Source organism: Bacillus sp. JJ1532 (genome assembly GCF_036965085.1).
Classification (GTDB): domain Bacteria; phylum Bacillota; class Bacilli; order Bacillales; family Cytobacillaceae; genus Cytobacillus.
This window is the reverse complement of record NZ_JBALOW010000114.1, coordinates 15,583-39,080: the sequence shown is the minus strand read 5'-3', so window position 1 is coordinate 39,080 and position 23,498 is coordinate 15,583. Positions and strand designations below refer to the sequence as shown.

At 36.2% G+C, this 23,498-nt stretch carries 25 protein-coding genes; 7 read left to right on the top strand and 18 right to left on the bottom strand.

Annotated features, from left to right (window positions below; all coding sequences use genetic code 11):
* The first annotated feature begins 148 nt into the window (after positions 1-148).
* Complete coding sequence (locus V7122_RS24165) at positions 149-634, top strand: PaaI family thioesterase (protein ID WP_335346940.1); 486 nt, start codon at positions 149-151, stop codon at positions 632-634.
* Between the two features lie 15 nt (positions 635-649).
* Positions 650-1,006, top strand: coding sequence for a hypothetical protein (locus V7122_RS24160; RefSeq protein WP_335346939.1), 357 nt, complete (start codon positions 650-652; stop codon positions 1,004-1,006).
* An 84-nt stretch (positions 1,007-1,090) separates the two neighbouring features.
* Here the strand turns inward: V7122_RS24160 and V7122_RS24155 are convergent, their stop codons facing one another.
* The 3 genes from V7122_RS24155 to V7122_RS24145 form a co-directional block, all read right to left on the bottom strand.
* Positions 1,091-1,957 carry a CAP domain-containing protein gene (locus tag V7122_RS24155; protein ID WP_335346938.1) on the bottom strand — a complete coding sequence of 289 codons (867 nt, stop codon included), beginning with the start codon at positions 1,955-1,957 and terminating at the stop codon, positions 1,091-1,093.
* 432 nt (positions 1,958-2,389) lie between these two features.
* Positions 2,390-2,821: a CBS domain-containing protein gene (locus tag V7122_RS24150; RefSeq protein WP_335347479.1), complete on the bottom strand. Its 432-nt coding sequence runs from the start codon at positions 2,819-2,821 to the stop codon at positions 2,390-2,392.
* Positions 2,822-3,472 carry a LysM peptidoglycan-binding domain-containing protein gene (locus V7122_RS24145; protein ID WP_335347480.1) on the bottom strand — a complete coding sequence of 217 codons (651 nt, stop codon included), beginning with the start codon at positions 3,470-3,472 and terminating at the stop codon, positions 2,822-2,824.
* A gap of 238 nt (positions 3,473-3,710) precedes the next feature.
* On the opposite strand from V7122_RS24145, the gene V7122_RS24140 reads away from it, so the two are divergent.
* Positions 3,711-4,070, top strand: a complete 360-nt coding sequence (locus V7122_RS24140) for a YugN family protein (RefSeq protein ID WP_335347166.1) — start codon at positions 3,711-3,713, stop codon at positions 4,068-4,070.
* A gap of 58 nt (positions 4,071-4,128) precedes the next feature.
* Here the strand turns inward: V7122_RS24140 and V7122_RS24135 are convergent, their stop codons facing one another.
* The 7 genes from V7122_RS24135 to cyoE form a co-directional block, all read right to left on the bottom strand.
* On the bottom strand, positions 4,129-4,596 hold the full coding sequence (locus V7122_RS24135; RefSeq protein WP_335347167.1) for a DUF420 domain-containing protein: 468 nt from the start codon (positions 4,594-4,596) through the stop codon (positions 4,129-4,131).
* Positions 4,597-4,822: 226 nt separating this feature from the next.
* Positions 4,823-5,725 (bottom strand): cytochrome c oxidase assembly factor CtaG, encoded by a 903-nt coding sequence (ctaG, locus tag V7122_RS24130; protein WP_335347168.1) that lies wholly within the window; start codon positions 5,723-5,725, stop codon positions 4,823-4,825.
* Between the two features lie 94 nt (positions 5,726-5,819).
* A complete protein-coding gene (gene ctaF / locus V7122_RS24125; protein WP_335347169.1) occupies positions 5,820-6,155 on the bottom strand; it encodes a cytochrome c oxidase subunit IVB in 336 nt (111 codons plus the stop codon).
* A gap of 4 nt (positions 6,156-6,159) precedes the next feature.
* Positions 6,160-6,789 (bottom strand): cytochrome (ubi)quinol oxidase subunit III, encoded by a 630-nt coding sequence (locus V7122_RS24120; protein ID WP_335529693.1) that lies wholly within the window; start codon positions 6,787-6,789, stop codon positions 6,160-6,162.
* Positions 6,789-8,672, bottom strand: a complete 1,884-nt coding sequence (ctaD, locus tag V7122_RS24115) for a cytochrome c oxidase subunit I (protein WP_438823976.1) — start codon at positions 8,670-8,672, stop codon at positions 6,789-6,791. The genes V7122_RS24120 and ctaD overlap by 1 nt, the downstream gene beginning before the upstream one ends.
* Before the next feature lie 26 nt (positions 8,673-8,698).
* Positions 8,699-9,790: a cytochrome c oxidase subunit II gene (gene coxB / locus V7122_RS24110; RefSeq protein WP_335347170.1), complete on the bottom strand. Its 1,092-nt coding sequence runs from the start codon at positions 9,788-9,790 to the stop codon at positions 8,699-8,701.
* Between the two features lie 226 nt (positions 9,791-10,016).
* Positions 10,017-10,955, bottom strand: a complete 939-nt coding sequence (gene cyoE, locus V7122_RS24105) for a heme o synthase (protein ID WP_335347171.1) — start codon at positions 10,953-10,955, stop codon at positions 10,017-10,019.
* A 599-nt stretch (positions 10,956-11,554) separates the two neighbouring features.
* On the opposite strand from cyoE, the gene V7122_RS24100 reads away from it, so the two are divergent.
* Positions 11,555-12,523: a COX15/CtaA family protein gene (locus V7122_RS24100; protein WP_335490884.1), complete on the top strand. Its 969-nt coding sequence runs from the start codon at positions 11,555-11,557 to the stop codon at positions 12,521-12,523.
* Positions 12,524-12,573: 50 nt separating this feature from the next.
* Here the strand turns inward: V7122_RS24100 and pyc are convergent, their stop codons facing one another.
* The 4 genes from pyc to glsA form a co-directional block, all read right to left on the bottom strand.
* On the bottom strand, positions 12,574-16,014 hold the full coding sequence (gene pyc / locus V7122_RS24095; protein WP_335343870.1) for a pyruvate carboxylase: 3,441 nt from the start codon (positions 16,012-16,014) through the stop codon (positions 12,574-12,576).
* Positions 16,015-16,123: 109 nt separating this feature from the next.
* Positions 16,124-17,326 (bottom strand): FtsW/RodA/SpoVE family cell cycle protein, encoded by a 1,203-nt coding sequence (locus V7122_RS24090; protein WP_335343871.1) that lies wholly within the window; start codon positions 17,324-17,326, stop codon positions 16,124-16,126.
* A gap of 323 nt (positions 17,327-17,649) precedes the next feature.
* A complete protein-coding gene (locus V7122_RS24085) occupies positions 17,650-17,931 on the bottom strand; it encodes a YlaN family protein (protein ID WP_335343872.1) in 282 nt (93 codons plus the stop codon).
* A gap of 91 nt (positions 17,932-18,022) precedes the next feature.
* Positions 18,023-18,952 (bottom strand): glutaminase A, encoded by a 930-nt coding sequence (glsA, locus tag V7122_RS24080; protein WP_335343873.1) that lies wholly within the window; start codon positions 18,950-18,952, stop codon positions 18,023-18,025.
* 145 nt (positions 18,953-19,097) lie between these two features.
* Between glsA and V7122_RS24075 the strand changes: the two genes are divergently transcribed.
* Positions 19,098-19,598 carry a peptidyl-prolyl cis-trans isomerase gene (locus V7122_RS24075; RefSeq protein ID WP_335343874.1) on the top strand — a complete coding sequence of 167 codons (501 nt, stop codon included), beginning with the start codon at positions 19,098-19,100 and terminating at the stop codon, positions 19,596-19,598.
* A 46-nt stretch (positions 19,599-19,644) separates the two neighbouring features.
* Here the strand turns inward: V7122_RS24075 and V7122_RS24070 are convergent, their stop codons facing one another.
* Positions 19,645-20,973: a PhoH family protein gene (locus V7122_RS24070; RefSeq protein ID WP_335343875.1), complete on the bottom strand. Its 1,329-nt coding sequence runs from the start codon at positions 20,971-20,973 to the stop codon at positions 19,645-19,647.
* Positions 20,974-21,157: 184 nt separating this feature from the next.
* On the opposite strand from V7122_RS24070, the gene V7122_RS24065 reads away from it, so the two are divergent.
* Complete coding sequence (locus V7122_RS24065; protein WP_335529690.1) at positions 21,158-21,757, top strand: YhcN/YlaJ family sporulation lipoprotein; 600 nt, start codon at positions 21,158-21,160, stop codon at positions 21,755-21,757.
* Positions 21,758-21,838: 81 nt separating this feature from the next.
* Here the strand turns inward: V7122_RS24065 and V7122_RS24060 are convergent, their stop codons facing one another.
* Positions 21,839-22,294, bottom strand: coding sequence for a pyridoxamine 5'-phosphate oxidase family protein (locus tag V7122_RS24060; protein ID WP_335343877.1), 456 nt, complete (start codon positions 22,292-22,294; stop codon positions 21,839-21,841).
* A gap of 200 nt (positions 22,295-22,494) precedes the next feature.
* Between V7122_RS24060 and V7122_RS24055 the strand changes: the two genes are divergently transcribed.
* Positions 22,495-22,695: a YlaI family protein gene (locus V7122_RS24055; RefSeq protein WP_315668405.1), complete on the top strand. Its 201-nt coding sequence runs from the start codon at positions 22,495-22,497 to the stop codon at positions 22,693-22,695.
* 172 nt (positions 22,696-22,867) lie between these two features.
* Here the strand turns inward: V7122_RS24055 and V7122_RS24050 are convergent, their stop codons facing one another.
* A complete protein-coding gene (locus V7122_RS24050; RefSeq protein WP_335344760.1) occupies positions 22,868-23,158 on the bottom strand; it encodes a hypothetical protein in 291 nt (96 codons plus the stop codon).
* 17 nt (positions 23,159-23,175) lie between these two features.
* Positions 23,176-23,493 carry a YlaH-like family protein gene (locus V7122_RS24045; protein WP_335344759.1) on the bottom strand — a complete coding sequence of 106 codons (318 nt, stop codon included), beginning with the start codon at positions 23,491-23,493 and terminating at the stop codon, positions 23,176-23,178.
* Positions 23,494-23,498 lie beyond the last annotated feature (5 nt).

The window sequence follows — 23,498 nt, the reverse complement described above, 5'->3', positions numbered from 1 at the left end:
CATTCACCTCGGTTTGTTACAAATGCCTATCTTATTTTATGTTAGATTGAATAAAAGGTGAAAGGACAATTTAAAAATCAAAATATTCAACTTCAGACAAAAATGATAATATGTATACAGAATATAATGCTTGAAAGGTGAATATGAAATGAAAAACCAAGTAAGAGAGATTGTAGAAGACTGCTTAGAAAATATAACACCAGATGAATTAAATATTCTAACGGATTTATTGCGCGGTTTTCAAAAGAAACAACAGAAAATAAACAACTCATATGTTGACGGTTTAATACATATGGAAAAAACGGTGACGAACGAGCTTTGCGAAATAACTGTCCCAATTAGCCCTCTTCTATATAATTCATTTGGGATCGTACATGGTGGAATTACAGCCACTATTATCGATACGGCAATGGGAACATTGGCAAATTCATTATTGCCAGATGGCTATGGTGCTGTAACAACCCAATTGAATATTCATTATTTAGCTGTCGGTAAAGGGGATTATCTTCAGTGCAAAGCTCATCTTGATCATAAAGGCACGAAAACAATGGTTTTGTCAGCATATGTATATCGATCAGACGGCAAGAAAATTGCACATGCTACCGGAAGTTTTTTTATTATACGAAATAAATAAACAGGTGGTGTTCTAATGGTTACTGCCATTGTTATTCCAATTATTTGTATTTATTTTTACTGGCTAACAAAAAAGGAATTACGTGAAAGTAACGAAAAGTGGCTTAAGTTAAAAAATGTCCCTGAAGAAGCAATCATTTCGGGAACCATCGTCAATTTGAATGAAAGCAAACAAAGATTTTCTTATTACCGCTATGTTTATGTAATGGATATAAAAATTAAATCAGACCATTCTTATTGGGATGTTAAAAGAATGATTCCAATTGATAAAGAGTCGATCATTCCCCAACTCAATAAAGGCGAAATGATTCGAGTGTTCGGTAACTGGAAGGAAGATTATTTTCTCGTAAGTAGAATTGAACAATTAGGTTGAATCGTTTTTCAATTTATTCAATGGAATAAAAAGAGCTTGTTCATTCGGAACAAGCTCTTTCTAATAATATAAAATTATGATTGCTTATTCCTGCCATTTCTCAATAAAGTTTTGCGTATAATGCTTTTTATAAACGCCTACTCCCAAGTGGGTAAACTGTTCATTTAATAAACTTTCACGATGTCCCTTACTATTTAGCCAGCCTTCTACAGCAGCGGGTGCATCCATATAATTAGCAGCAATATTCTCCCCTGCTATTTGATAAAAGACATTTCCTGCTTCCAAACGATCTGTCAAATCCCCAAATTCCTCTGAAATATGGGAAAACTGCTGACTTTCATACATATCCTTACTATGTGCAAGTGCTACCTCAGCCGTTTGTTCATCCCATTCCAATGGTTCCAATTCATTACGTACTCGAAATACATTAGTAATATCAAAAACCTGTCTTTCTTTCCCTCTCTCCACTGCTTCCTCATTTATGTTCGTTTCCTGAAATCCCTCAAGCAGTTCTCCTCTATAGACCATTTCGTATGGATGCTGTTTTATCAAAGTTTCAGTATCTAGTAGGCGAATGCTGGAAAGAGTGCCGCTAAATTTGTCCAAATAAAGCTGTGCATAAACATTTCCAATCATAATTAGCGGACGCGTATTCAAATCATCTTCAGAGAGTTCAAATTTATAAGAACTATTATTATATTCAAGACTAATATTTGTATCAAACACTGTAGAGGAATAAAGTTCTGCCACTGGCTGTCCAATTTTGAATGGCGGGATTTGAATGTCTGTACCAGTTGCAAAAATAGTAACTATTACATCATCTTTGATGCCAGCCTGAATATATTTATGATAATTAATAGGGTAAATCCACCAATCAAACCCATACAATGATGGATCAATTCTTGCAGGCTTGCCCAGCTTATTAATAATATTACTGGTGGGCTTTCCCATTAAACTAACTAGCCCTTCGTTTGGCATCTTAAGAACGGAGGTATTTTCAGAACCTATTTCTCCTAAATCATGATCAACTTTTGGCTGGGTACTAACTTCATTTAATAAAATATCATTATTAGGAACTGTATCATTATTTAAGTAAAGTCCTACTGCAAGAAGAATGGAAATAATAATTAAAATCCTAATTAAGGTCCTCAGAGGCTTGCCTCCTTCCTGTATTTTATATTATATATATATGATAACTCTCAATTATTAGTATAACATCATTTACATTCTTTTTAATATAAAGGGCAGAAAATTCTAATAAATTTCACGAATTTTGGATAATAATTCTCTGTCCTTATATATAAAATACTTTGCTTTTGTCGTCATTCATTTCCTAGTTGTTACTATATTAAAAAAGAACACCCTAATAAGGTGTTCCATGCTTTAATGCTGAATTTCATTGCTTGCTTCGGAAATTTCAGTAAGGGCTTCCCCTGCCTTTTGGTCAGTTAAATGGTGCACAGCAAAATCACCTAAAGAAACAATTCCAACTAATTTGTTTCCTTCAACTACAGGTAATCGTCTAATTTGGTGCTTTGCCATTAAACTAGCTGCCTCATGAGCATCCATATCTTTTGTAACAGTTATTAAGTCTTTACTCATGATTTTTTCAACCTTTGAAGATGGCGGATTTTTCTCAGCCACACACCGTAATACGATATCCCGGTCAGTGATCATCCCAACAAGTTTTTCATTATCAACAATTGGAATTGCACCAACATTTAATTCCTTCATTTTAACAGCGACTTCAAATACATTGTCTAACAATGAACAACTATCAACTTTATCAGTCATAATATCACGGATCTTCTCCATCTAACTTCCTCCTTCTACTCTTTGAATAATTAGTACTGTCCAATAATGGCCATGAAGACCACCTTCTGCATGACCAACACCTATATGGGTAGACAGTTTATCTAATAGCTTTGACTGGTTAACGGAAGAATTCATCCATAGTGTGAAAATCTTTTCTGGTGAACTATATCCTGCACCAATACTTTCTTGGACCTTTTCAAATGGAATTTGAAAGGCTTTTAACATATTTGAAGAATCTCCATAGCTTGGTGAAATATGCGACACATATTCTTTTTCCATCATATCCAGAGCTTTTCTTCTCGCTGCTTTAGTCAAGTTATAATCAACTATTAAGGGCTTCAGTCCTGCATTTGCCCTCTTCGTGTTTGTAAGCTCCAAAAGACTTCTTTCGGAAGAAGATAATGAGATCCTCTTTTCTATTCTCTTTAGGTCCGGAATTGTTATTATTTGTCCTGGAAAAATTAAATGCGGATTTGATACTTGTGGGTTGCTTTGAATGATTGTTTTAAGCTCAATTCCATTAATTAAAGCAATTTTCCAAAGGGTATCCCCACGATTAACTACATATTGTGTTTCTGCCTCAGCATTGCCCATAGGAGCATAATAAAGGAATAGACATAGGCAAATAAAATATTTAATGATCCTCTTCATTCATAACCTCCTTCTCTTTCAATCATTATGTTCTCCAAAACTGCAGGAAAAATTTCCTGTTTAGTCATTGTAAATGCAAAATAGTGAATAAAAGATGAATTTCATTTGTTTTCTTCATGTATACATTGCATCTTCTAGCTATTTCTACTATTATAAGATTTGGATAGTAATTGTTGTTAATTTTGACTTAATATTAGCTATAGTCAGCTAATAATGGATTGTTTTAGGAGGGATACATATGAAGTTTGAAAATACGGGGATTGAAAAAAAGAAAGCGGACCTAGTTCGCTTAGATGAAGTCATGAATTCAAAAGGTCTTGTCCGTGAGGGTCAATGGGACTATGAAAGGGTCACATATGATCGTAGATTTGATTTAAAAGAAGGAACCTTCTATTTACGTGTATTTGGTCAAGCAGTTGAAGGGGATGTTGACACTTTCAAAGCCGTTATTCAATTAAAGACACCAGTGCTGGGTAAATATTATTATCCTCACGGTGTTGAATATGGCGAAGATGAGGTTTTCCCTAAGTCACTCGTAAATCAATGTGAAAAAATCCTTAGTGAACTTAATTCAGAGATAGAAAAGTTTGCAAAATAATGAAAAACGGACTCATGGCAACCATGTGTCCGTTTTTCATTATCTACAAAAATTGTTATCAAAAACCTAGAATGGCTTTAATAGCAGAGGTTGTTTCGCCTCCATGATAAATAACATATAATAACAAGTAAACGGCAACACCGGTAATGGCAGTAAAAAACCATACGATACTAGTAACCGGTCCTAGCCTTCTATGTTTACTCAACTTATTTTTGTAACCAGTATAAAGAGTTACAATGCCTAATACAGCGCCTATAGTCGCGAGAGTTATGTGGAAAATTAGGAATATAGTATAATATATCTTTATTTCGTCAGGTCCACCGAAGGCAGTATTTCCAATAAATATTGTTCTGCTAGCATAAATAATAAAAAATATTATTGCGAATACTGCGGCTAACATCATCGTCTTTTTATGGCTTTCTATTTTTCTTTGACGGATCTGCGCCCATCCGATTGCAACTGCAATGGCACTCAAAACAATAAATGTCGTGCTTATTGTTGGTAAAATTGGCAGTGAATAATTCATAATAACTTCCTTTCTATTCTCCCTATTCTCATCCACCTAAATTTAAGAAAGTCTCTTAATAATAAGAATGGTTCACAACGTTAATTCTATTAAAGTTCTGCTCCATAATCAACAAACATAGACCCCTTTTCGCAAAAGTTCCTAATTTGTTCAAATATTATATAGAGTAGCGTGATTATTTATACAGACATATTAAAAAACCTCATCCAAATAGATGAGGCACAAATCATTCAATGATGTGAGGGTTAAGGGAATGCTGTTTTTCAAGTTCGGTTTCTTCTTGCTCTTTACGATACCAGCTAAAGAAAATTTGCGCTAACGCCACACCGTAAACAACTTCTTGAATGATTTTCATAATAATCCCGCCTAGCTGCTGATCGTTTAATAAGGTCATGGAACTAAACATCTCTGGCCCGCTTAAAGTTAAGCCTGCCAGTGTGGAAGCAGGTACACAAAGCTCTAATGATTTCGCCCAAGCATCTGGATCAGAAAAAGAAGAGTATAATGGAGTATCAGCAAAAATGATCAAAGCACATGCTGGTAATAATAAGGCACTGCCTGCGAATATATATCCTACTTTCTTAAGGCCGCTTAAAGATTGACGATCTTCAAGTTTATTGTCAATTGGCCACCAAAAAATGATCCCCATAACAAACAATAAACTAGTATAGGCTGCGTGAAGCCAAAAACTTGTTTTAACTAAATCAAACACTAGAGGAATATGATAGATGGAGAATATCCCATTAAATAATAATAGGGCTACAACAGGCTTTGTCAGAAATGTAAAAACATTTTTTAATGCTGATCTTTTAAACAAATAACGCCAAATCCAGGCTGGTACTCCCAAAATAATAAATTGTGGGATAACTAGGCAAAGGATTGCCATCTGAATCATATGTGCATAAAACATAAGATGACCCATTAAATCAATTGGAGAGCCTTTTATTATATATAAAAGGACAATAGCTATAGAAAAGTGAATAGCTTGGCCTATCCTTAACGGTTCGCTGTCAGCAAATTTCTTTCTAAATTTAATTGTTACTAAAAAATAACCAACTAGCACAAGTGCTAAAAAAATAAAATAGTATGGGCTCCATAATGCTCGAAAACCAAATATTTGTATCGCCACTGCATAATCACCCCTTCGAAAGAAGTCCTAATATTAGTACTATTTCGTTAACATAAAAAGAAAACCGGCTGACAGCCGATTTCCCTTCTATTTATTACCACCAAATAATTGTCGTATAGCAAAGAATTGTTACAAAAGCAATAAGCATACCAGAATACATAAACAATTTTGGTGCTTCATGACCTTCATTGCTCATATGCATGAAGTAATATAACTGGAAAATTACTTGAACACATGCAAGGATTAAAATGAAAGGAACAATAAACCATCCAGAAAATCCTTCATACCCAACCGCCACGAAGGCAACGAGCGTTAAGAAAATCATTAATGAGAAAGATATAATATGATGCTTCATTTCTTCAGCACTTTTTCTGCGGCGATATTCAATGTCTACTCGAGGGTTGCCTGAGTTTAATTGTTCATTTGTCATCAGTTTATCCCACCATTCCCATTAAATATACAACTGTAAAAATAAATACCCAAACTACATCAATGAAGTGCCAGTATAAACTAGCTACATAAAACTTTGGTGCATTGTAAAGGTTTAATCCACGTTTGCTGTTACGGATCATTAATGAAATAATCCAACCTAATCCAAAGGCAACGTGAGCTCCGTGGAACCCTACTAATGTATAGAATGCTGATCCGAACGCACTGCTTGTAAATTTATGATCAAATTCATGAACATAATGATTAAATTCATAAATCTCTAATCCTAAGAATGCAAAGCCAAGCAATACTGTAATGCCAAGCCATAATTGCATTTTCTTAAAATTAAAGTTTTTCATATGGTACATTGCATAAACACTTGTTAATGAACTAGTCAATAGAATCATTGTCATCGCAAAAACAAGTGGAATCTCAAATAGATCCTTTGCTAATTTCATATCACTGCTAGGGACTGAATCTTTTAATGCAAGATATGTTGCAAAGAGGGAGGCGAAGAGAACAGTCTCTCCACCTAGGAATAACCAAAAACCTAAAAACTTATTTTTCCCCTCGAGGGTTTGCAGTTCAGGCGAAGCAGGCCATTTTTCAACCGTCATTTTTTCTTCTGCGTGCATTATGCCTTAACCCCCTTATTATCGTCATCCATATCATCCATTAAATCTTCTTTATGAATATGGTACCCATGATCATCTTTTATAGAACGTGTTAGCATCGAACCAAAAGTAATCACTAAACCAAGAATTAATACTGGAATACCCCACGTATTTCCTTCATCACCATGATACATTGCACCAAATGCGGCAATGAATAAGCCTAGTGAGATAACGAAAGGAATAAATGAATTATTCGGCATATGAATATCACCTAGCGGCTCAGCAGGCACCATGCCTTTTTTGCCTTCCATTTTCTCGATCCAGTATGCATCTAGACCACGTACTAGTGGAAGTTGCTTAAAGTTATAGAATGGAGGCGGAGATGAAATTGCCCACTCAAGTGTTCGGCCGTCACCCCAAGGATCATTGCCAACCTTAACATTTTTCACACTTGTCATAACAATGTTGATTAGCATAATTACAACTGCTACAGCCATAAAGAATGCCCCAATTGTACTTACAAAGTTTCCAGTTTCAAGACCTTGACCTGGAAGGAATGTGAAAATGCGTCGTGGCATTCCCCATAATCCTAAGAAATGCTGGATAAAGAATGTTAAATGGAAACCAATAAAGAATAATACGAATGTAATTTTTCCAAGGAATTCATTTAGCATTGTACCAAACATTTTAGGCCAGTAAAAATGTGTTCCCGCAAGCAAAGCAAACACAACCCCACCTACAATTACATAGTGGAAGTGAGCAACAACGAAATAAGTATCATGATACTGATAATCCGCTGCGGCAGCACCAAGCATTACCCCAGTTACCCCACCCATTAAGAAGGAAGGAATAAATGCCACGGCATACAGCATTGGTGTTGTAAATGAAATACTTCCACCCCAAAGCGTAAACAACCAGTTGAAAATTTTAATTCCTGTCGGTACTGCAATTGCCATTGTAGCTACGGCAAAGATCGCATTAGCAATTGGGCCTAAACCTGTTGTAAACATATGGTGAGCCCAAACCATGAATCCTAAGAAACCGATTAGTACGGTTGCGAATACCATTGAAGAGTATCCGAAAAGACGCTTTCTTGCGAATACTGCCATAATCTCAGAAAAAATACCAAATGCCGGTAAAATTAAGATATAAACTTCAGGATGTCCGAATATCCAGAAGAAGTGCTCCCAAATGATTGTATTTCCACCCATTGAAGCATCAAAGAAATTCGAACCGAACATTCGGTCAAACATTAGTAAAAAGATACTTACTGTTAATGGAGGGAATGCAAATAGAATTAACGATGAAGCAACAAAAGTCGTCCATGTAAACATTGGCATACGCATATAAGTCATTCCCGGTGCACGCATATTAATAATGGTTACAAGGAAGTTAATTCCACCCATTAACGTACCAAAACCTGAAATTTGCAATCCAAGTACATAGAAGTCTATTCCATGTCCTTCAGATGCAAGCGATAAGGATGCATAGGAAGTCCATCCAGCATCAGGAGCTCCTCCTAAAAACCATGAAAGGTTTAAGAATACTCCCCCAAAGAAGAATAACCAAAATCCTAAAGAATTAAGGAAAGGGAATGCTACGTCACGGGCTCCAATTTGGAGTGGCATGACGGCATTCATAAATCCTAATAACAATGGCATCGCGGCGAGAAATATCATCGTTGTTCCGTGCATTGTTAGCATTTCATTAAATAATCCAGCACTGACAAAATCATTATTTGGTTTTATTAGCTGAATACGGATAATCATAGCTTCTATTCCACCGAGAAGGAAGAAGAATCCGCCAGCAAAAAGATAAAGGTGTGCAATTTTCTTATGGTCTACAGTTGTTAGATAATCCCAAAGAACCGCACCAAAACCTTTCTTTTGAGCAATGGTACTCACAATTTTACCTCCCTTTAGCAATTACACTATTTCCCCTGAACTTTTAATCCCATCAAATATTCAGTTAAGGCATTTAATTCATCATCTGTTAATTCACCATTAGGACCAGAACCAGTATACGTACCAGTCATTTTATTAGCTGGCTTATATTTTTCAGGATCAGCTAACCAATTCTTTAAGTCCTCTTCTGTATGATCCAAGATGCCGGCAATCTTCTCACGCTCACCAAAGTTTGTTAAGTTTGGTGCTAGTCTTGCTGCCTCTGGAGTTGTGTTTGCAGGAGTTACTGCATGACATCCGATACAGCTTTGATTAAAGATTTCCTGCCCTTGCTGTGCAGAAGCAGTAGTAGCCTTAATTGGCTCTTTAACACTTTGCATATCACTTACCCATTGGTCGAATTCAGCCCGTGGAACTGCTTTCACTTTAAAATCCATTAGAGCATGTGACGGACCACAAAGCTCAGCACATTTCCCGTAGAATACATTATTGACGTCCGATGATTTTTCATCATTAAATTCCAGCCAGAATTTATTCACGTTATCCGTGTTAGTATCTAACTTTCCACCAACAGCTGGAATCCAGAATGAATGCTTAACATCTGAAGCGATTAGGTTAAAGTAGACCCTTTCATCGGTTGGTACAACAAGATCTTGGCTTGTAATAATTTCTTCGTTTGGATATTCAAATTCCCACCAATATAAATTGGCGCGTACATTTACTACAAGAGCATCTGTTTTGCCATCTTCATTTTTCTTTTCCATAGGAGACACATCAGCTAATTTAAAAGTAGCTGAAACTGTTGGAACAGCTAAAACAAGAACAAGTAAAATCGGAATGACTGTCCAGATAATTTCTAATGCGTGACTTCCTTCTACTTGCTTTGGAATTTTTTCGTCCTTACGACGGAATTTCACCAAAACGATAATGAAAATCACTGCTACAATTGCAATTACCCCTACCATAATTGCAGTACTTAGCACCATCAAATCATATTGTTCTTGTGCAACCTCACCTGCAGGCTGTAAAGTAGATAAATTCGCATTACCACATGCAGATAGTATGAGCGCCAGAATCGCGAACAACGAAGCCAGACGCCATTTTGCAAGCCTTTTCATAGCTTAATCAAACCCCTCTTTCGTATAATTTCTGTTTGAAATGTTTGATCGAAAAAATTATATATAAATTCTTTCTAAGATATAGGAAAAGAAAGAATTTCCTAACAAAGATTATTATGTAGTATGCCTAAATAAAGGAAACTAATATTATGATATCTGTTTTTTTTTGATAGGGTTGGAGCACAAGCAATAAAAAAAAGCCATGTAGTCCCCCCCTAAAACTATTTTATATTAATGTGATAATAACCATAGCTACAAACATAATTGTCAGATATTGTAGTGAATATACAAACATTAAAGTAGCCCATTTTATATCGTCTTTAAACTTTCTTGCATAAATCCCTGTTGCAATCCAGCCTATGTTCAAAATTGTTGCGAGAACCAGAAAAGGAATTCCTAATTCTGGAAGCAAAAACGGAAGAGGCAATAACCCTGCCACCCATAAGTAAATAGAGGTTTTTGTTCTTTTAAATCCTTTAACAACAGGAAGCATTGGTACATTAGCAGCACGATATTCTTCACACCTTCTCATAGCAAGCGCATAAAAATGAGGAGGCTGCCAAAAAAACATAATTAAGAATAATCCCCATGCCATAATGTCAAGATTAGCATCAACTGCAGCCCAGCCGATAAGCGGAGGTGCTGCACCAGAAATACTTCCTATAATAGTGTTAGAAACGTATCTCCGTTTTGACCAGATTGTATATAGAACAATATAGCTAAATACTCCTACTAAACCGAGCAAAGCGGCAGTTACAGTAGTGAGCAGAAGCAATCCTGTACCAATTCCGATTAACAAAAAGCTTAATATCGCCACTCTGGCTGGTGAAACCCTTCCAGTTACGGTTGGCCTATTCTTCGTTCTTTCCATATAAGGATCTATATCTCGATCAATATAATTATTTAGGGCACAGGAGCCAGCTATAATTAGTGATGATCCTATTACAGTATAGAGAACAATATCCAAATTATTCAAAAAGCCTTTTCCTGTAAAGTGAAGTGCAAGCCATAAACCAGTGAAGGTTGTTATTAGATTCGAGTTTACAATTCCTATCTTAATCAGTGATAAAAAATCCTTCCAAACTGTTGTCCTTGGCACTTCATTCTCTAGGCTCCCACTGCTGTTTTCTAAACGAGCATTAACAAAGGCCCTCGAGTTAGACATATTTTTTCCTCCTTTATCCCTTATCACAAATACGACAATGATACTACAACTACTATAAAGCATTCTAGCTGACAATGCTATATTTGCAATAAAAAACGAAGAGCATTTCCAATATGATGACAACCTCAATAGTTTTCTACTATTGTAATTGTAATAATACTGTTAATTAAATATCATGAAAAAGACATCTTCCTCTGTATATTAAATCACACTTCAATGGTTTTTTGTGAATAATTTTCGAATAAATTATGAATAATTTGTGTCTTTGTGTTTTTTCGCTTAAATAATTGTTGCTTTTCTGCCATAATATAAATGGCGTGTAAAAATACAATAGTACCTTTCATTAAATATAAACGAAGAATTAATAATGTACATAACGTTTTTAATATAAAGACAGTGAATACTAATTAATTAATTGTAAAACAAGTATAAATGCTGTAGTATTCGATAGGGTTGTACTCATTTCTATTTCTCTTCTATACTATTTATAAATATAAGATAGAAGTGGAAAAATACTTTCTAATTTTATTATGCTGATTATATTAGTCAATTACCTCCTATTACAAATTAAAGAATTATTTAGAAGAGGGTGTAGCACTTTGCAACGATCACTTAAATGGTTCGCCGTTTTAACAACAATTGGGATGCTGTTAGTCCTTTTAGGCGGAGCTCTTGTTACAAAAACAGATTCCGGCATGGGGTGCGGAGATTCTTGGCCGCTCTGTCATGGTGAAATTCTTCCAAAGAATATAACACCTGAATTAATTATCGAGCTTGCCCATAGGGTAGTCTCGGGTGGTGTAGGGATCATGGTTCTAATCCTTTCTGTTTGGACATGGCGCGCTATTGGCCATATTCGTGAAACTAAATTTCTATCTATTACTTCTTTCTTTTTTCTAGTCCTTCAAGGATTAATTGGAGCTGCCGCTGTTAAATGGGGACAATCTGATTTTGTTCTTGCCTTGCATTTTGGTATTTCATTAATTTCCTTTTCAACGGTTCTGCTGCTCACACTTCTCATTTTTGAAGTTGATAAAAAGTTTGAAGCCGAAAAGATTGTCCTCGACAATAGAATGAAGAAGCATATAATTGGCGTTACAATATACAGCTATATTGTCGTTTATACAGGAGCCCTTGTCAGACACGTTAATGCAAGTTTAGTGTGCAGAGATTGGCCGCTCTGCATTAACAACTCCTTTTCCTTACCTACAAATATGTATGAATGGGTACAAATGGGGCATCGTGCCGCAGCTGGAATCATATTTTTATGGATTGCCTATATTACCTATATTGCTGTTAAACATTATAAAGATCAAAAAGTGGTTTACTGGGGCTGGATTATTTCCTTTATTCTAGTGTCTTTACAAGTGATTGCAGGTGCCTTAGTTGTATTATCGAAATTAAATTTATATATAGCATTGGCACACGCCTTCTTTATTTCTTGTTTATTTGGTGTTTTAAGTTACTTTATTCTTCTTTCCTCACGCAGCAAGAGAAACGCCCTTTCACTTGAGAAAGTAAAGGAAGATAATAAGCTCCCTTCAGCACCGCCAGTTACAGTACAATAAAGAACAAAAAGGAAGAGTTGCAGTTCATTTCAACTGCAACTCTTCCTTTTTTATTTTGAAATTTCGATTAGCAGATCCCCTGTTTGAATGGCTTCCCCGTTTGAAACATAAATATCTTCAATTACTCCAGAAAACGGAGCTTGTACGGTTGTTTCCATTTTCATTGCTTCTGTAATCATTAAATGATCGCCTTTTTCAACCTTTTCGCCCTTTTTAACTAAAACCTTAATAACCGTTCCTGGCATCGATGCCCCAATATGGCTTTCATTATGTGGATCTGCCATTATTTTTGACACTACTGTTGCTTTAATACTTTCATCCTTAATAACAACTTCACGAGCTTGCCCATTCAATTCAAAATAGACAATTCTTGTTCCATCAGCTTGTGGCTGACCGACTGAAATAAGCTTTACAATTAATGTTTTTCCAGTCTCTATTTCTATCTCAATCTCTTCACCTAACCTCATTCCAAATAAAAAGGTTGGAGTATCAAGGACAGAGACATCCGAAAATTTCTCTACTATTTTAGTATAATCAATAAAAACCTTTGGGTAGAGGGCATATGCAAGCATGTCAAAGCTTGTCACTTGTCTGCCAAGCTCTTTGAAGAGCTTTTCTCTCAATGCTTCGAAGTCAACATCTTCTAATAGCTCCCCAGGACGAACTGTAATTGGCTCTTTATTTTTCAAGACTACCTTTTGAAGTTCTTTTGGAAATCCGCCATATGGCTGCCCAAGATATCCTTCAAATAGCTCAACAACTGAGTCTGGAAAATCTAAAGTCATCCCTTTATTAATAACATCTTCTTCTGTTAATTGATTTTGAACCATATATAATGCCATATCCCCAACTACCTTAGAAGATGGTGTAACCTTTACAATATCACCAAACATAAGGTTTACACGGGAATACATTTCCTTAACTTCATCCCATTTTTCCCCAAGCCCCACACCTTTAGCTTGCTGCTGAAGATTACTATACTGACCACCCGGCATTTCATGCTTATAGATTTCTGTATGTGGAGAAATCATACCGCTTTCGAAATCTCGATAGTATTTTCTTACATCTTCCCAATAGTAAGATAATTGTTCTAAAGCATCGATATTAATATTTGGTTTTCGGTCAGTACCCTCTAATGCATAATATAAGGAATTGGCACTAGGCTGCGAGGTTAATCCCGCCATTGAACTAACAGCAACATCAACGATATCAACTCCAGCTTCAATTGCTTTTGCGTACATAAATATTCCATTTCCACTTGTATCATGTGTATGAAGATGAATTGGAATATTGACCGTATCTTTTAATTCAGAAATTAACTGGTAGGCTGCCTGCGGTTTTAATAAGCCGGCCATATCCTTAAGGCCTAAAATATGCGCACCTTGATTCTCAAGTTCTTTAGCTAACTCTTTATAATAATTAATATGATATTTCGATCTTGAAGGGTCGGTAATATCACCAGTATAACAAATAGCAGCTTCAGCAATTTTCCCATTCTGGCGTACAGCATCAATCGCTACTTCCATCCCTTTGATCCAGTTAAGGCTATCGAAAATTCTGAATACATCGATTCCAGCTTGTGATGACTTTTCAACAAATTCACGTATAACATTGTCTGGATAATTCGCATAGCCAACAGCATTAGAACCCCGTAAAAGCATTTGGAATAAGATATTTGGTATTTTCTCTCTTAACGTCAGCAATCTTTCCCAAGGATCTTCTTTCAAGAAGCGGTAGGCGACATCAAATGTAGCTCCTCCCCACATTTCAGAAGAAAACAGACCTGGCAATAATTTTGCTGTTGGTTCAGCTATCTGTTTAATATCATTTGTTCGAACACGGGTGGCTAATAATGATTGATGAGCATCACGGAATGTTGTATCAGTAAGAAGTACTTCCTTCTGTTCTTTTATCCATTTAACAAGACCATTAGCTCCATGTTGTTCTAAAATTTGTTTCGTTCCTTGCTTGTATTGCAATTCGCTGCTTAATGTCGGTATTCTTGGCTGATCAAATACTGGCCGCTTTCTTTTTTCAATACCAGGGAAACCATTCACTGTAACGTTCGCAATATATGAGAGCATTTTTGTTCCACGATCTTTTCGTTTTGGGAACAAGAATAACTCTGGAGTTTTGTCAATAAAGGAAGTGTTGTACTCCCCTTTAATAAACTTTTCATGTTTTACTACATTCTCTAAGAATGGAATATTTGTTTTGATTCCGCGGATTCTAAACTCCTGAAGATTCCGAACCATTTTTGCAGCAGCTTGTTCAAAAGTCATTGCCTGTGTTGATAATTTAACAAGCAATGAGTCATAGTAAGGTGTAATAACCGCACCTTGAAACCCATTACCCGCATCAAGCCGAACTCCAAAGCCACCGCCAGATCGGTAAGCCATAATCTTTCCAGTATCAGGCATAAAATTATTCAATGGATCTTCTGTTGTTACACGAGATTGAATGGCATACCCATTCACATGAATATTTTCCTGTGTTGGAACTCCAACTACTCCACTATGAAGAGAATGGCCCGCTGCAACAAAAATTTGGGTTTGAACAATATCAATCCCTGTAACCATTTCAGTAATTGTATGCTCAACTTGGACACGCGGATTCACTTCGATAAAGAAAAATTCATCACCAGATACTAAAAATTCAACTGTACCTGCATTAATATAGTCAACCTTTTTCATCAATCTCAATGCAGCTTCACAAATCTCATCTCTTAGTTTAGGAGAAAGAGATACACATGGGGCAACTTCAACTACTTTTTGGTGACGGCGTTGTACGGAGCAATCCCTTTCATATAAATGAACGATATTTCCGTGCTTATCTCCAATGATTTGAACCTCGATATGCTTCGGTTTATCAATAAATTTCTCAACATAAACCTCATCATTGCCAAATGCAGCTTTAGCTTCTGATTTTGCACGTTCGTATGATTCCTTAACTTCCTCAAGATTATTAACAATTCTCATCCCTCTGCCGCCGCCGCCGAGAGAAGCTTTAATAATAATTGGGAATCCATAATTCTTTCCAAAGCTTATTACTTCATCTAAACCGTTTACTGGGCCATCACTGCCTGGGATAACAGGGATTTCTGCAAGCTGTGCTTGTGTTCTAGCTTTAACCTTATCTCCAAACATATCCAAGTGACGAGATTCCGGGCCAATAAAGATGATCCCTTCTTCCTCACAACGTATAGCAAAATGGATATTTTCGGACAAAAATCCGTAACCCGGGTGAATAGCATCTACATCACTATTTTTAGCAATTTCAATAATTCCATCAATGTCTAAATAGGCATCGATCGGTTTTTTTCCTTCTCCTATTAAATAGGCTTCATCTGCCTTATATCGATGATAGGATCCAGAATCCTCTTTCGAATATATAGCTACTGTCCGGATATTTAATTCAGTACATGCTCTAAATACCCGAATAGCAATCTCACCTCTGTTAGCCACTAACACTTTGTTGATACGTTGGTTCAAGAGAAACACCTCATCTTTACTTTTTGATTTTTCTGGAAATTGAAGCTGTGCTACGGCTGTTGTATAGCCGTTAGCCGTAATTTATTAACAAGTGCAGATATACTGACACTTATTTACGATATTGATAGACCCGATTTAGAACATTTCTTTTTTGCCCCTGCTGCTCTTTCTCTGCAGTCCCTTTATACTTTTGTTCATAAGTAACAAACATCGAAATATTGACAAGAATCCCCATTGCCATAGAAAGCTGTAAAATGGATGATCCTCCGTAGCTTATGAAAGGCAACGGAACACCTGTTAAAGGAATAACGCCTGAGATTCCAGCGAGATTAACAAAAGATTGAATACCTATCATACTAGAAATCCCAATTGCTAGTAAACTGCCAAAAGGATCCATACATTTTAGCCCTATATACAACCCTCGAAGAACTAAATATCCAATAAGAAGTAATACAAAGCAAACACCAAAAACACCAAGCTCTTCAGCAATAACCGCCATAATAAAGTCAGTATGGGATTCAGGTAAATATCCTAGCTTTTGAATACTTTGGCCTAGTCCTAAACCTTTTAGTCCACCAGCACCGAGTGCTAAATATGAATTAACCAAATGGTAGCCAAAATCGGTTTGAAATGGGTCTTGAAATGCTTCTATACGCCCCATACGTACCTTTGTAAAAATCTTATCCTTCATGATAAGTACGAGAGGCGCTACAATTAGGATGCCAATAGTACCAAGTTTAAGGACATTTTTATAGCTCATACCTGAAGAAAAAATGATAACCACAGCAATAGCAAAAATGATAGCAGCAGTTCCAAAGTCAGGCTGAATTGCTACAAATAAACAAGCAAGAAACAAATAAGCAAGCGGGGGGACTACTCCCTTATTAAACTCGTTTATATAAGATTGTTTCTTTGCATATACAGCAGATAAATAAATAATAACTGTGAGTTTAACAAATTCAGAAGGCTGAATACTTCTGCTGCCAAACTTAAACCAGCTCTGAGCATTATTGGTAGCATGTCCAAAAAGATAGATTGCAAATAAGCCAGCTAATGAAAGAAAAACCATTGGTACGAGAATTTTATTGCTTAACATTGCTTTATACGGAAAAATAGCCATAAACATAAATGCAATTGCTGATAAAATAAGATGAAGCTTTTGCTTATCATAAAAATAATCGCTTGGATACCCCCAGCGCTGTACAGCTGTAACCATACTTGCACTATAAATCATGATCAGGCCAAAAACCGATAATAGTATAACAGCAATAACCAAAGTATAATCATATGATTTTAAGATTTTTTTTAACATTCGACCTCTTCCCTTATCTTCTATGTAGAGTAATTTATTCAATTAAAGCATTAAAACATCCTGCATCGAAGAAAAGTTGTTATAAATGTAACACACTATTTACGAAAAATCTATAATTATGTCATACTAATTAAATTATTTTTTACATTTTTTATATCTTTTCAGTCATACTCAAGATGTTTGAGTTATACTAATTTAATTATAAAAAAACTCAAACAATCCATTTAGAATGTTTGAGTTTTTCTACTGTCCAGCTTCAGCGCCTACCCCCGATGTACAGGACGTACAAGTGTCGACAACGCGAAAGGACGTCGCGTTTCTTTTTATTTTCTTACAGAGGCATCGTGCAGAATAGATAGTTCCTTTTCTAATTCAGCCATAATTGCCTTTCCATCTTTTTCTTCAATGAGGCCAAGACGGACCGCAAAATCTATTTCCCGAGACAACCCAAACATTTGCGTATCAAGCACCTCTTCATATAAAGGGCATTGAGGCATGGTAAGATTGTCCATCTGCACTTTAATTAATTTCAATATTTTATCTGCGTCAGCCTTTAATAGGGCATTTGCTCTTTCCTTATGGTCAATAATCATTTCTGAAGCCAACTTTCAATCCCCCATTTCCGAGCGATTATCTTATCTATAAATTTTATACTTTAGATGAGAAAAAAGCAAGAATAATAAGGATTGAATCCCTTTAAAATATACTAAAATCATAACGCAGAGCAAGTTCCTCTAACAACTTTATACCTGCTATGCTGTTCCCTTTTTCATCGAGTGAAGGACCGAATATACCGATCCCGAACTTATCGGGAACGACAGCGAGAATGCCTCCAGAAACACCGCTCTTCGCTGGTATTCCTACTTTAATAGCAAATTCTCCTGAAGCATTGTACATCCCGCAAGTGACCATAAACGTTTTACAAATCCTTGCAATTTCCAAAGGCAAAAGCCTTTCACCTGTTTCAGGGTCAATTCCATTTAAAGCAAAAACCGCTCCTATCTTCGCTAATTCAAAGCAATTCATTTCGATGGCACATTGTTTCGTATAAAGCATCATTAATTCTTCGATATCTCCTTCTATCACTTTATGCTGCTTCATAAAATAGCATAATGATCGATTAAGCCATGCGGTTTCAAGCTCAGAGGCAGCCACTTCCTTGTCATATGTCAGATCCTTCTTGATTCCTAAACATTGTACAAATTGAAGGATTCGCCCCCATCTTTCAGCTTCATTATTCCCTTTTATCATATTTGTAACAGCAAGTGCCCCGGCATTGATCATCGGATTTAAAGGCTTTGATGGAATAGAGGTTTCAAGCTTCGAAATAGAATTAAAAGGATCTCCAGTCGGCTCCATTCCAACTCTGTCAAACACATAATCAACACCCCTGTCTTGTAAGGCAAGTGCTAATACAAGGACTTTAGAGATGCTTTGTAATGTGAATTTTTTCGTGTAAGTACCCGCATAGAGACATTCATTATTACTTTTATAGATGGCAACAGATAAATCACTTTTGTTTGCCTTGGCAAGCGCTGGAATATAATCTGCTACCTTTCCTTCCTCTGTTATTGAATAAACGTCATTTACAATCATTTGTAAGTCTTCATTTGTTTGACATACCAACGGAACTTCCCCCAAACATCGCTAAATATTTTGGTTGATACTGGAATTTCCATTTTATCATTTGAACGAATGTATGACAATTCCATCAATAATCTGTATACTTACCTTTGTAAATAAGTTTTTTGCCTTTTTAGGAGGAATTTTAATGGAAAATATTATTTCATTAAGCGGGAAAGTTAAATATTCGATTACACTTGATCCAGGGGTTTGGATATTCGATGATCGCCGAGTTGATTTATTATCATTTTTTGAAACGGATCAAGAATTGCAGGATGGTCTTGAGGAATATACAAAATCAATCTCCAAGCATTGGGATAGAGAAATTATGGAAGGTGCTGTTTTTCCCCCAACTTTAAAAACCGAAAAGAAATTTGAAAAGGAAAAAGTATTGAATGGAACTTTTGGCATCCCTTTAAAACCATTTATCCAAAATGCAGAACCTGAAAGAGATGCAGCCACACTCATTATTGTAAGTGAAGAAGAAGGAGAGATAAGTATGCCCCTTCATGAGGGCATGGGGCTAATTCTTGGCTTTTCCATTAATGGCAAGCCTTTAAAAGAGGATGGTCCGGTTTATGTTTATTATAGCGATGGAAGAAATAAAGATAACCCAATAAAAAAAGTTAAAGCTTTGAAGATCAGTTAATCCCTGCGGAAGGGGCGATAATTCCGCCCCTTCTTCATACTGGACGCTATAATAGATCAGCAGCTAATTGTGCAAGTCCAGATCTTTCTCCCTTTATGAGCTTAACATGACCCGCGATTGTTTGGTCCTTAAACCTCTCTACCACGTATGTTAATCCATTATTATAAGCATCTAAATAAGGGTGATCAATTTGTTCAGGATCTCCCATTAACACTATTTTACTTCCCTCTCCTACGCGTGTAAGAATCGTTTTAACCTCGTGTTTTGTTAAATTTTGTGCTTCATCAATGATGATATATTGATCTGGAATGCTCCTTCCTCTAATATAAGTTAATGCCTCAACTTCAATGGAACCCATCCCAGCCAATATGGCATCCAACTCCCCAGGCTTTTTAACATTAAATAAATATTCCAGGTTATCAAAAATCGGCTGCATCCATGGCCTAAGCTTTTCCTCTTTTTCACCAGGCAGAAAGCCTATATCTTTTCCAACTGGTACAATCGGGCGGGCTACAAGCAGCTTTTTGTAATATCCATAGTCTTCTGTCTGCATAAGTCCAGAGGCAAGAGCAATAAGTGTTTTTCCGGTTCCTGCCTTCCCTGTTAAGGTAACAAGAGGAAGATCCTTTCTTAATAGAAGTTCCATGGCTATCGTTTGCTGAACATTTCTAGGTTTAATTCCCCATATATGGTCATAATCAAAAATAAGCTTCTTAACTTTTTTTCTTGTTTTATCTACAATTCCTATTGCTGACGACGATGATCCTAATGCATCCTTCATTACAAGAAATTGGTTAGGGAATACTGGAAAAGTGACGGCTTCTGAGATGGAAAGCTCACCCTTTTCATAAAAACGATTCAACGTTTCCTTCGCAATATATACTTCCAAAAATCCAGTATATAGGTGATCATTCTCAATAACCCGATCACTAAGGTAATCTTCACTTATTAGACCGATTGCATCTGCTTTAACCCTTACGAGTGCATCTTTACTTACTAATATGACCGTTTTTCCATCTTCCTTTGTTTCTTCCTCTAATGATAAATTTTTTGCTACTGCCAAAATTCGATTATCATTCGTTTTTTCAATAAAAATATCTTGTAACTGTTGAAATGAACGATGGTTTAATTCAATTCGCAAGCTTCCGCCATTTTCAAGAGGAATTCGTTCATGAAGTTTTCCTGTACCCCTAAAGCTGTCAATCAGCCTTGATACGTGTCTTGCATTCCTGCCAATCTCGTCCATATATCTTTTCTTCGAATCAACTTCCTCTAGCACTACGGCTGGAATAACCACTTCATTTTCTTCAAAGGAAAAAATTGAATGCGGATCTTGTAACAAGACGTTTGTATCTAACACATATATTTTACTCAATCTGATGCCTCCTGCTCCTCTTAGGTCTATTAAACAGTGGAACGAATGGAACTTTGGTAAAATATATGATTTACCGTATAAAGATAGACGAAATTTTGCACAATAACCGTTAATGATTCCTTTAATAATGCTTTAGCTTTCTGAAATGGACTAGCTAAAGCCTAAGTATAGGAGATGGTGAAAATTGAAAAAGCAGTTGTTTATCGGACTTGCAATCATACTGATGGCGGGATGTGGAATCAATAATAATCAAAGCCAAGAAAATCCAAATCAAAATTTAGTAAATGTCAAAAACAGTACTATACAAGAAGTTGATCGTACAACTGGGCAGCATATCTCAAAGCGTTTAGTCAACCTCGCTACAAGCATTCCTAATGTAAACGATGCTACCGCAGTTGTTCTCGGCCGATATGCGATTGTCGGAATTGATGTCAACAAAATCTTGGAGAGATCAGAGGTTGGTGCCATTAAATATTCAGTAGCGGAAAGCTTGAAAAATGATCCTGACGGAGCAAGAGCTATTATCATTGCTGATCCTGACATAAATGCACGTTTAAGAGAAATTTCAGATGATATTCAAAACGGGAAGCCTATTCAAGGAATAATGAATGAATTAGCAGACATTGCCGGCCGTTTAATGCCTGAAATTCCAGCAGACATTATAGATCCTAGACCAAAGAATGCCCCAGAGGAACCGAAAAAGAAATTAAATAATCCTGATGAACGAAAGCTTGAGAATGAACAAGAAGAACAGTCAAACCACTTTAAGGATAAACATGAATAAGTAATCAAATAAGGAAAAGCGGCCAATGGACTTTGTCGATGACAATTTCTAATAGCGCACGAAAAAGGCCCAGTCATTCGACTAGGCCTTTTTCATTGCGTCCATTACCTGTTTATCTAGACGTGCTGCTGCATCCTTATCATATGTTTTGTCATATTGGGGTTCAGAAATAATCTTGGAACCGTAGAACATGACATCCCGTACTTCATGAATAGACAATTCTAGAAGAGCAAGCTTTAATGGAACACCATCTAGCTTTTCCTCCTTAACAGTAACATCTCCTGTTATGGAATATGTAGATTCATTTGCGATTAAATTAATTACCGCCTTTTTGTTCTCTTTTATGTTTTGAACAATTCTTGAACGATTATCAACCGCAAATTGAATAGTCCCTTCATCTTTGGCCAGTACCCATGAAATGGCACTAACATTTGGTCCGCCCGTTTCGAAATCAATTGTCGATAACGTGACAAACCTTTCTTGCTGCAATGCATCAAAAAGTGGTTTAATTAATTTTGGTTCTACTTGATTTGCCATTCAAATTCCTCCTTCATTCTACATCATATTATGCCCATCCTTAACTTTCAACCGATACATATTATCAGCATACAAAAAGAAAGTCGTATTAAAGATATACATCATATATAATTATAATAGGCTTTAGTGAACTTACCAAACGAATAGGATTACAAGGCAATGAATAAATCATTTATGAAAATAGTTTTGAGGTGTACGCGATGAGAGTTAAATGTGTTTTATGTGATAAAATTGAATCCATTGAAGATCAATCATTTCAGGCAAAAAGACTTAGGAACAGGCCGATCCATACTTATATGTGTAAGGATTGTGAAGCTAGAATAACAGCAAATACCCAAAAAAGAATGGAAACTGGCAACTTTAAATTGTACCAAAGCAAAGTAAAGGAAGAAGAATGGTAACAAGAAAAGCGGAAGCGCCTTGTTCACCCCCGACAAGCACAAGACGAGCCTTTCGGAAAGGTGTTCTTTACCTTTCTGGAAGGATTGGCTTGTGACCTCGAGGGGGTAGGCGCTGGAGTTAGACAATTCAAAAGAGGGAGGCCTTTGCCTCCCTCTTTTGTCATATAAAATCCTACTCTTCTGGGTAATTTACATATTTTTCAGGTTCCGATTTAATCTGATTCAGCATGACTTCAATAAGTTCTATTGGAAAACGGGATTTTTTTCTTTCTCCGTCTTGATCAAAGTGAACATAGTACATGATTTCATCTTTTTCAATTTGAATATCTGATAGTCCGTGCTCTTCTATTAGCATATCCTCAAACATTTTTACTGTTTCAGCTGCAGCTTTATCATCTGGCCGTTCCAAAATAACAACTTTAATCGATAGCCAATTATACAAAGTATCTTGTAATGATTTCATATTATATCATCTCCATCCTACACCTGTTTTCCTTCTTGCTTTTTTGACTGATGAAGACGGATTTTGTAAATAATTAATATTAATGCTGCAACTACTAAGCCTTCTGTAATCGGGAGGAATACTGCAAAGAATGTCAGGACAGTACACCCTAGAATAAGAAAGAGATAGATAATAGCCGATTTTGCTAACGGCAATTTTTTCGCAAAACCTAATTTAAATACAATAATACAGAGCAAAATAATGGTCAAATATAACATCCACATTCCTAAGCTTGAATTTTCTTGCACTTTAAATAAAGCAGCGAAAAAAGACAGCCGTTCATTTATATCAACCATTTTCT

Coding starts and splice junctions, on each gene's coding strand:
- V7122_RS24165 (WP_335346940.1), top strand. CDS start 149: ATGAAAAACCAAGTAAGAGAGATTGTAGAAGACTGCTTAGAAAATATA.
- V7122_RS24160 (WP_335346939.1), top strand. CDS start 650: ATGGTTACTGCCATTGTTATTCCAATTATTTGTATTTATTTTTACTGG.
- V7122_RS24155 (WP_335346938.1), bottom strand. CDS start 1,957: ATGGGAAAGCCCACCAGTAATATTATTAATAAGCTGGGCAAGCCTGCA.
- V7122_RS24150 (WP_335347479.1), bottom strand. CDS start 2,821: ATGGAGAAGATCCGTGATATTATGACTGATAAAGTTGATAGTTGTTCA.
- V7122_RS24145 (WP_335347480.1), bottom strand. CDS start 3,472: ATGAAGAGGATCATTAAATATTTTATTTGCCTATGTCTATTCCTTTAT.
- V7122_RS24140 (WP_335347166.1), top strand. CDS start 3,711: ATGAAGTTTGAAAATACGGGGATTGAAAAAAAGAAAGCGGACCTAGTT.
- V7122_RS24135 (WP_335347167.1), bottom strand. CDS start 4,596: ATGAATTATTCACTGCCAATTTTACCAACAATAAGCACGACATTTATT.
- ctaF (WP_335347169.1), bottom strand. CDS start 6,155: ATGACAAATGAACAATTAAACTCAGGCAACCCTCGAGTAGACATTGAA.
- V7122_RS24120 (WP_335529693.1), bottom strand. CDS start 6,789: ATGCACGCAGAAGAAAAAATGACGGTTGAAAAATGGCCTGCTTCGCCT.
- coxB (WP_335347170.1), bottom strand. CDS start 9,790: ATGAAAAGGCTTGCAAAATGGCGTCTGGCTTCGTTGTTCGCGATTCTG.
- cyoE (WP_335347171.1), bottom strand. CDS start 10,955: ATGTCTAACTCGAGGGCCTTTGTTAATGCTCGTTTAGAAAACAGCAGT.
- V7122_RS24090 (WP_335343871.1), bottom strand. CDS start 17,326: ATGTTAAAAAAAATCTTAAAATCATATGATTATACTTTGGTTATTGCT.
- V7122_RS24075 (WP_335343874.1), top strand. CDS start 19,098: ATGGAAAATATTATTTCATTAAGCGGGAAAGTTAAATATTCGATTACA.
- V7122_RS24060 (WP_335343877.1), bottom strand. CDS start 22,294: ATGGCAAATCAAGTAGAACCAAAATTAATTAAACCACTTTTTGATGCA.
- V7122_RS24055 (WP_315668405.1), top strand. CDS start 22,495: ATGAGAGTTAAATGTGTTTTATGTGATAAAATTGAATCCATTGAAGAT.
- V7122_RS24050 (WP_335344760.1), bottom strand. CDS start 23,158: ATGAAATCATTACAAGATACTTTGTATAATTGGCTATCGATTAAAGTT.
- V7122_RS24045 (WP_335344759.1), bottom strand. CDS start 23,493: ATGGTTGATATAAATGAACGGCTGTCTTTTTTCGCTGCTTTATTTAAA.